The sequence below is a fragment of the Actinocrinis sp. genome (assembly GCF_035938995.1).
In the GTDB taxonomy this organism is placed as follows: domain Bacteria; phylum Actinomycetota; class Actinomycetes; order Streptomycetales; family Catenulisporaceae; genus DASZGI01.
On sequence record NZ_DASZGI010000274.1, the window covers coordinates 1 to 8,607 of the forward strand.

Genomic DNA, 8,607 nt, shown 5'->3' on the forward strand with positions numbered 1-8,607 from the left:
GGTCATCCGGGACATCTTCAACGAGGACTTCACCAAGCTCATCGTCTCGGGCGACGAAGCCTACAAGGAGATCCACGAGTACCTCAGCGGCGTGGCGCCGGAGCTGGCCGAGCGGGTCGAGCACTGGACCAGCGAGACCGATGTGTTCTCGGTCCACCGGGTCGACGAGCAGCTGGCCAAGGCGCTGGACCGCAAGGTCTGGCTGCCCAGCGGCGGCTCGCTGGTGATCGACCGGACCGAGGCGATGGTCGTCATCGACGTCAACACCGGCAAGTTCACCGGGCAGGGCAGCAACTCCCTGGAGGAGACGGTCACCCGCAACAACCTGGAGGCGGCCGAGGAGATCGTCCGGCAGCTGCGGCTGCGCGACCTCGGCGGCATCATCGTGATCGACTTCATCGACATGGTGCTGGAGTCGAACCGGGAGCTGGTGCTGCGGCGGCTGCTCGAATGCCTCGGCCGGGACCGGACCAAGCACCAGGTGGCCGAGGTCACCTCGCTCGGCCTGGTGCAGATGACCCGCAAGCGGGTCGGCCAGGGCCTGCTGGAGGCGTTCTCGGAGACCTGCGACCACTGCAACGGCCGCGGCGTGATCATCCACCTCGACCCGGCCGAGCCGCACGGACGCCGCGGCGGCGACCGCTCTGCCCGGACCGAGGACAACGGCGCGGCCGAGTTCGAGCACGAAGCCCCGGCCGAGCACGCGACAAGTGCGGCGGAGAGCCGGGCGAGCAGGCGGCGCAAGCGCAAGGGCAAGCACCACGACGGTGAGGACGCGGCGATCGGCGGCGCCACGTCCGCTGACACGCCCGAACCCGACGAGGTGCCCGTCAGCTCTGCGGAACCGCTCAACCTGCGCGCGCACGAGGACGACCCGGACGCGGCAGTCGCGTCCGAAGACCTCGGCACGGCCCTCTCGGACACCGGGCGCCCGCGCCGCAGGCGGCGCGCGGCCAGTCGGCCCGCGGGTCCGGCCAGCGCCGCCGAGGCTTCCTAGCGCCGCCGGCTGCGGACCCTGCTAAGCCGGTGCGGTCTCGGTTTGACCGCACCGGTACCTGGTCCGTACGCTTGCTTTTCGGCGTGTTTCCCGACCCGCCCCGAGTCCCGCGGCCCGTCCGCGCCGGACCCTCTGGTTGTAATCGACAGTTTCGGCTTGTCGCGGCGATGACGTATGAGTTCTCCGCGCGCAGGCGGATAAATCGTAGGAGTAGCGGTGTACGCGATCGTCCGCAGCGGCGGAAGGCAGCACAAGGTCGCCGTCGGCGACGTCGTCCAGGTGGACCGGATCCCCGGGAAGCCCGCCGGGACCGCCGTCGAGCTGCAGGCGCTGCTCGTGGTGGACGGCGACTCGGTCACGTCCGACTCGTGGGTGCTCGAGGGTGTCAAGGTCCACGCCGAGATCGTGGCCGAGGTCAAGGCGAAGAAGATCGACATCCTCAAGTACAAGAACAAGACCGGCTACCGGGTGCGCCAGGGCCACCGCCAGAAGTACACCCAGGTCAAGGTCACGTCCATCGACACCGGGAAGAAGTAACCCGACATGGCACACAAGAAGGGCGCCTCTTCCAGCAAGAACGGGCGCGACTCGAATGCCCAGCGGCTCGGCGTGAAGCGCTTCGGCGGCCAGCGGGTCAACGCCGGCGAGATCCTGCTGCGCCAGCGCGGCACCCACTTCCACCCGGGCGAGAACGTGGGCATCGGCAAGGACGACACCCTGTTCGCGCTGGCCGCGGGCGCGGTGCAGTTCGGCACCCGGCGGGGCCGCCGGGTCATCAACATCGTCACCGCCGACGCCTGACGCGTCGCACGCGACTTCCCAGTACGCCGGGTCCTGGTGGATCCGGCGTACTGTCTTTTGCGCACCCCTGATACTCAAGGAGCACCGGCCATGGCCACCTTCGTAGATCGCGTGGTCTTGCACGTCGCGGCCGGCAGGGGCGGCCACGGCTGCGCGTCGGTCCACCGGGAGAAGTTCAAGCCGCTCGGCGGCCCGGACGGGGCCAACGGCGGACGCGGCGGGGACGTGATCCTCCTCGTCGACCCGGGGGTGACCTCGCTGATCGATTTCCACTACGCACCGCACCGCAGCGCGGGCAACGGCAAGCCGGGCGCGGGCGGCCTGCGGCAGGGGTCCAACGGAGCCGACGTGGTCCTGCCCGTTCCCAGCGGCACGGTGGTGCGCACCAAGAGCGGCGAGCTGGTGGCCGACCTGATCGGCGCCGGTACCCAACTGGTGCTGGCCAAGGGCGGCCCGGGAGGTCTGGGCAACGCGGCGCTGGCCTCGACGAAGCGCAAGGCCCCGGGCTTCGCGCTGCTCGGCGAGCCGGGCGAGGAGGGCGACTTCGTCCTCGAGCTGAAGTCCGTGGCCGACGTGGCGCTGATCGGTTACCCGAGCGCCGGAAAGTCCTCGCTGATCGCGGCGATGTCGGCGGCCAAGCCGAAGATCGCCGACTATCCGTTCACCACGCTCGTGCCGAACCTCGGCGTGATCACCGCCGACGAGCACGTGTTCACGATGGCGGATGTGCCGGGCCTGATCCCCGGCGCCAGCCAGGGCAAGGGCCTCGGCCACGAGTTCCTGCGGCACATCGAGCGCTGCGCCGTGCTCGTGCACGTGCTGGACTGCGCGACGCTCGAGCCGGACCGCGACCCGCTCAGCGACCTGGACGTCATCGAGGCCGAGCTCGCGGCTTACGAGGCAGACATCCCGGACGGCCAGCACGGCGCCTACGGCAAGCTCTCCGACCGTCCCCGCCTCGTGGTCCTCAACAAGACCGACATCCCCGAGGGCAAGGAGCTGGCCGAGCTGGTCCGCCCCGACCTCGAGGCGCGCGGCCTGCGGGTCTTCGAGGTCTCCGCGGTCAGCCGCCAGGGCCTGCGCGAGCTGGCGTTCGCGCTGGCCGAGATCGTCGAGCAGGCCCGCGCGGCCCGTCCGCCGGAGCAGCCGGTGCGCACGGTGATCCGCCCCAAGGCCGTCGACGAAGTCCCGTTCACCCTCACTTTCGAGGACGAGCATTACGTCGTGCGCGGGACGAAGCCGGAGCGCTGGGTGCGGCAGACCGACTTCTCGATCGACGAGGCCGTGGGCTACCTCGCCGACCGGCTGAACCGGCTCGGCGTGGAGCAGGCGCTGCTGGAGATGGGCGCGCACGAGGGCGACGAGGTCGTGATCGGGGACGGGGACGACGCGGTGGTCTTCGACTGGCGCCCGACCCTGTCCACCGGCGCCGAGCACCTGGGTCCGCGCGGCTCCGACGACCGCCTGTACGAGTGACCGGCCCGTCCACAGGACGATATTGCCCGGCGGCCCCCGCGCCGCCGAACGTATCCTGACCACGTGAGCGACCACGACACCACGGACACCCGCAAGGATGTCGCCTCCGCGCGACGGATCGTGGTCAAGGTCGGCTCCTCCTCGCTGACCACCGCGGCCGGAGGGCTCGATGGCAGCCGGGTGGACGCCCTGGTCGACGCGCTGCATGAGTCGGTGTTCCGGGCCAAAGGCGCCGGGGCGCAGGTGCTGCTGGTCTCCTCCGGCGCCATCGCCGCCGGGCTCGCCCCGCTCGGCTTGGCCCACCGCCCGCGCGACCTGGCGATGCAGCAGGCGGCGGCGAGCGTCGGCCAGGGGTTGCTGATCGCCCGGTACACGCAGTCCTTCGCTCGCCATGGCCACGGCGTCGGCCAGGTTCTGCTCACCGCCGACGACCTGACCCGCCGCGCGCACTACCGCAACGCGCTGCAGACCCTCGGGCGCCTGCTGGAGCTCGGCTTCGTGCCGATCGTCAACGAGAACGACACCGTCGCCACGCAGGAGATCCGGTTCGGCGACAACGACCGCCTCGCCGCGCTCGTCGCCCATCTCGTCGATGCCGACCTGCTGGTCATGCTCTCCGACGTGGACGCGCTCTACGACGGCGATCCCCGCAAACCCGGCGCGCGCCCGGTGACCGACGTGTATGGCCCCCAAGACCTGGAGAAGATCGAGATCGGCTCGACCGGACGGGCGGGAGTGGGCACCGGCGGCATGGTCACCAAGGTCGAGGCGGCCCGGATCGCGACCGAGGCCGGGATACCGGTCGTCCTCACCACGGCCGCGTACGCCGCGCGAGCACTCGCTGGCGAGCCTGTGGGCACCCTCTTCCACCGCACCGGGACGCGCTCGACGGCCCGCCTGCTCTGGCTGGCCCACGCCACCGCCCCACGCGGCAACCTCACCCTCGACGCCGGGGCGGTCGACGCCATCGTCCGCCGCCGGCTCTCCCTCCTTCCTGCCGGAATCACCGCCGTCTCCGGCACGTTCGTCGCTGGGGACCCAGTGGATCTCGTCGACCCCGATGGCCGCCCCGTCGCCCGGGGACTGGTGAACTACGACGCCGCCGAGCTGCCCGCACTGCTCGGCCGATCCACCCGCGACTTGGCCGCCGCGCTGGGTCCGCAGTACGAGCGGGAGGTCGTGCACCGCGACGACCTGGCCGTTCTGGCGAAAGCCCAGGATTAGGATGGACGACATGACGACGCAGACCGCATCGACCCAGTCAGAGGTCGTACGCGCGGCGCGGCGGGCCCGCACGGCCGCGGCCGAGCTGGCGGTGCTCACCCGCGCGCAGAAGGACCAGGCGCTGCATGCGCTCGCCGACGCGCTGGTGGCCGAGGCCCCGCGGATCGTCGCCGCAAACGCCGAAGACGTCGCCCGGGCCCGGGAGAACGGCACGTCGGAAGGCATCGTCGACCGGCTCACCCTGACCGATGCCCGGATCGCAAATATCGCCGACGCGCTGCGCGACATGACTGCGCTGCCGGACCCGGTCGGCGAGGTCGTGCGCGGCTCGACCCTCCCGAACGGCCTGGAGCTAAGGCAGGTGCGGGTGCCCCTAGGCGTCGTCGGCATCATCTACGAGGCAAGGCCGAACGTCACGGTCGATGCGGCGGGCCTCTGCCTGAAGTCCGGCAACGCGGCCCTGCTGCGCGGCTCGTCCTCAGCGAAGGCATCGAACACCGCACTGGTCGACGTGATGCGCAAGGCCCTGTCCGGTACCGCGGTGCCTATGGACGCCGTGCAACTCGTCCCCGGCGACACCCACGATTCCGTCAAGGAACTGATGCAGGCGCGCGGACTTGTGGATGTGATCATCCCGCGTGGCGGAGCGAGCCTGATCGAGTCGGTGGTCACCGGCTCAACGGTGCCGGTGATCGAGACCGGAGTCGGCAACTGCCACGTGTATGTGGACGCCGACGCGGACGTGGATCTGGCGGTCGAGCTGCTGATCGACTCGAAGGCGCAGCGGTACAGCGTGTGCAACTCGGCCGAGACGGTGCTCGTCCACAAGGACATCGCCGATGCGTTCGTGCCCAAGGCCCTCAAGGCGCTCAAGCAGGCCGGCGTGAAGGTACACGGCGACGAACGCATCGTGAGCTACAGCATCAGCGGCAGCGACAACAACGGCGACGGCGGCGATGTCGACGGCGACATCGTGGCAGCGACCGAGGACAACGGCGATGTCGTAGCAGCGACCGACGACGATTTCCGCACCGAATACCTCTCGCTCGACATCGCCGCAGCCATGGTCGACTCGCTCGACGCGGCGGTGAAGCACATCCGCGAGTACTCCAGCGCACACACCGAATCGATCATCACAAAGTCGCAGGCGGCGGCCCGCGCCTTCACGTCGAAGGTGGACGCGGCCGCAGTGGTGGTCAACGCGTCTACCCGCTTCACCGACGGCGGCGAGTTCGGCTTCGGCGCGGAAATCGGCATCTCCACCCAGAAACTGCACGCCCGCGGCCCGATGGGACTGCCCGAACTCACCTCTACCAAGTACATCGTGATCGGCGACGGCCAGACCAAGGCCCGCAACTCGAACCTCTGACCGCTCCCCAAGCAAGCTCAGCGCAACGGGGGGAGTTCCCGCCGAACGGGACTGCGGTTGCCGGGTGTGGTTTGTGTGGGTGGTGAAAGGCGCGGCGACGAGGAAGTGCCGCTGTACCGGGTTGGGTCGTCGGCTGCCGGTGTTGGGGGTGAGGGTGGGGGCAGCGAGTAGTCGCGGCGTGGCTGGGTGTGGCGTGGCTAGGTGTCGCGTGGCTGGGTGTGGTGCCGCGGGTCGCGGACGCGCGTCAGCAGCACAGGGCGCGCAGGTTCGGGGCGCACCGAAGTCACGGAGCACGCGAAGGTTCGGGGGACGCGAAGGTTCGGGGGACGCGAAGGTTCGGGTATGCCGCTGGTTCGGGGTGCGCCGTTGGTTGTTGGCGCGTCGTGGGTCTGGGAGGTGGTGGCGGTGGCGCCGGTTTCGCGGTGGCGGCTTGAGGGTGGTGTGTCGGGGGTGGTGGTGGTTTCCTGAACCGACCCTGGGATTCAAATCAGTGTCCTGTTGTCCGTGTCAGGCGGACATCATTCCGTGTGGGGCGGACATTAGGTGGCGTGGGTGTGGGGGGTGGTGGTGTAGGTGTGTCCGGTGGGTGCGGTCCACTGCAGGGTGCCGGTGGTGTCTGCGGGGTGTGCGGTCCATTGGCGGCGGGTTTTGAGTTGGTGGTGGTGGCGGCACAGGGGGTGCAGGTTGTCGGGGGTGGTGGGTCCGCCTGCGTTGAAGGGGACGGTGTGGTCCAGGTCGCAGCGGGTGGCGGGCATGTGGCAGTGGGGGAAGGCGCAGGTCTTATCGCGTAGGCGTACGAAGCGGGCGACGGCCCGGGTGGGGGTGTAGGTGTTCGGGGAGGCGTGGATGAGGGTGCCGTCTTTGGCGGCGAGCAGCCAGCGCCATTGGGAGCCGGGGGCGAACGCCAACTGGCGGGCGTGGGTGGCGGTGATCGGTCCGTGGCCGGAGAGCTCGGCGGGTTCGTGGCCGCCGCGAAGGAGGGTGTCGGCGGACACGACGACGTGTACCAGCGTGGGGATTGAGGGTTGTGATGTCCGTGTGGCGCGGACACCGGCGGCGGCCAGGACCAGGGCGGCGAGGGTGTCGGCGCGGCGCTGGTCCAGGGTGCGGGTGTCGCCCTCGGCGCGCTGGCCGGCGAGGCGGGTGAGGGTGGCGGCCATCGCGGCGACGGTGTCCGCGGCTGCGTAGAGCTCCAGGGTGGCCATGCCGTCGGGCTCGGGGCGCACCTGGACCCGGCGGCGGGCCCGCTCGTGCTGATGCCGGGCGGCCATGTTGTCGGGGTCGATGCGGCAGATGGCGCGGCGTACCGCCCGGCGGGTGGAGGCGGTGGTCTGGGCGGGCATCAGGGGCAGCACCCGGGCCTGCACCTGGCGGGCGGCCTGGTCGTCGAGGGTGGCGGTGGCCTCGGCCAGGACCCGCGCCTGCTCGAACCACACCTCGCCCTGCGCCACCGCGTGCAGGGTCTCGGGGAACAGCCGGGTCAGCGCCCCGGCCTCGGCCAACCGGTCCTGCGCGACACTGGGGGCCCAGCGCAACGCCACCGCGACCTCCACGTCCGTGCAGTCCACCGGCTCGCCGCCGCGGGCGGTGTCCAGCGCGCCCAGGGCGCGCACCATCAGGGCGTGTGCGCGGGATAGGTGCCGGGCGCAGGCGACCACCGCGTCGATCCTCCCCGCCGCCGACAACCGAGCGAAGTCCACCCCGTCCAACAATCCGCCGCTGGGCGCCGCGACCGCCAACCGGGCAGCCAGCGCATCCACCCCCGGCGTATCCGTGCCCAAGTTCGTGTGCGCGTCCATCCCCAACACCCCATCCCGTGAATACTGTTCGCGCAGGCCACCGGCCTGCTCCCGTACCCCGATTCTATCGCAGATGATGGATATAAGGGGTGGATGTGGGCGGATTCCCATAAGTCGTACAAACAGGGCACGAGCGCACCCGAGCGCGCTGGGACGGGCGGGCGCGCGCCGCGGTCGCAGCCGCGACAGCAGGGCGGCGGAAGCAGCGGATGAGAAGGGCAAGGGGTGGGAACGGTACAGGCAGCCGACAGGCGCGGCAGCGCAGGGGATGCGAGTGCGGGTGGAGGCAGAGGCGCAGTGCCACCGGCGGCCGCGCGCACGACGAGAGCGCCGACAGACCCGTGTCGTCGCCGCCTCCCGCACCACCCAGCAACCGGCAGCCCCCAGGCACGCCGATAGACCGGGCCAACCCGCGGAGAACCCAGCGGCGGGCGGCCCCGGAGCCAAAGGGGCGTCTAGCCCCGACGCGAGGAGCCGCCCGCCGCGTACCAGGCCGCGGAGCGGAGGGCGGGCGGGCGGGGCCCAGTACCGGCGAACGCCGGCCCAGTCGCAGCCGACAGCGAAGCGACAGCGCGAGTGGGACGGCCGAGCACCAGTGAGGCAGGAGCACGGGCGTCGAAACAGACCGGGGCACGTGGAGCGCGCGTCGAGCATGCCGGCGCACGTGGAGCGCGTGCGTCGAAACAGACCGGAGCACGGAGCACACCGTCGGAAACTGAGCGTGCGATGGGAGGCGGACGCGGCACAAATTGCGGCTCGCGTCCAGCGAAGGTAGGCGATCAGAGCCTTCGATGCGGCTCATCGCCAAGGAGGCGTAAACAATCCTGAGGGTTCCCTCTGAAGAACGTCAGGCCCCTACTCTCGCGGCAACAAATCGGATAAATTGCGCGGGTGACTGAGCGCTTCCCCGAACAGCGCGATCGGCGGTCGGAGCAGCCCGT

Annotated in this window: 7 protein-coding genes; 6 read left to right on the forward strand and 1 reads right to left on the reverse strand. The window is 70.7% G+C overall.

What is annotated here, in order from left to right; translation table 11 throughout:
- From VGZ32_RS18890 to VGZ32_RS18915, 6 genes are all read left to right on the forward strand, one after another.
- A partial coding sequence (locus tag VGZ32_RS18890; protein WP_326887403.1) for a ribonuclease E/G occupies positions 1-997 on the forward strand: 997 nt, incomplete at its 5' end.
- Between the two features lie 216 nt (positions 998-1,213).
- Positions 1,214-1,534 (forward strand): 50S ribosomal protein L21, encoded by a 321-nt coding sequence (gene rplU, locus VGZ32_RS18895; protein ID WP_326887404.1) that lies wholly within the window; start codon positions 1,214-1,216, stop codon positions 1,532-1,534.
- 6 nt (positions 1,535-1,540) lie between these two features.
- Positions 1,541-1,798 (forward strand): 50S ribosomal protein L27, encoded by a 258-nt coding sequence (rpmA, locus tag VGZ32_RS18900; RefSeq protein WP_326887405.1) that lies wholly within the window; start codon positions 1,541-1,543, stop codon positions 1,796-1,798.
- A gap of 90 nt (positions 1,799-1,888) precedes the next feature.
- Positions 1,889-3,274 (forward strand): GTPase ObgE, encoded by a 1,386-nt coding sequence (obgE, locus tag VGZ32_RS18905; RefSeq protein ID WP_326887406.1) that lies wholly within the window; start codon positions 1,889-1,891, stop codon positions 3,272-3,274.
- 63 nt (positions 3,275-3,337) lie between these two features.
- Positions 3,338-4,498, forward strand: coding sequence for a glutamate 5-kinase (proB, locus tag VGZ32_RS18910; RefSeq protein ID WP_326887407.1), 1,161 nt, complete (start codon positions 3,338-3,340; stop codon positions 4,496-4,498).
- A 10-nt stretch (positions 4,499-4,508) separates the two neighbouring features.
- Positions 4,509-5,867 (forward strand): glutamate-5-semialdehyde dehydrogenase, encoded by a 1,359-nt coding sequence (locus tag VGZ32_RS18915; RefSeq protein WP_326887408.1) that lies wholly within the window; start codon positions 4,509-4,511, stop codon positions 5,865-5,867.
- 539 nt (positions 5,868-6,406) lie between these two features.
- Here the strand turns inward: VGZ32_RS18915 and VGZ32_RS18920 are convergent.
- Entirely contained in the window at positions 6,407-7,666 is a 1,260-nt protein-coding gene (locus tag VGZ32_RS18920) for an HNH endonuclease signature motif containing protein (protein WP_326887409.1), read from the reverse strand.
- Between the last annotated feature and the right edge of the window lie 941 nt (positions 7,667-8,607).

Excerpts from the sequence above, each read along its gene's own strand:
- rpmA (WP_326887405.1), top strand. The coding sequence starts at position 1,541 with ATGGCACACAAGAAGGGCGCCTCTTCCAGCAAGAACGGGCGCGACTCG.
- obgE (WP_326887406.1), top strand. The coding sequence starts at position 1,889 with ATGGCCACCTTCGTAGATCGCGTGGTCTTGCACGTCGCGGCCGGCAGG.
- VGZ32_RS18915 (WP_326887408.1), top strand. The coding sequence starts at position 4,509 with ATGACGACGCAGACCGCATCGACCCAGTCAGAGGTCGTACGCGCGGCG.
- VGZ32_RS18920 (WP_326887409.1), bottom strand. The coding sequence starts at position 7,666 with ATGGACGCGCACACGAACTTGGGCACGGATACGCCGGGGGTGGATGCG.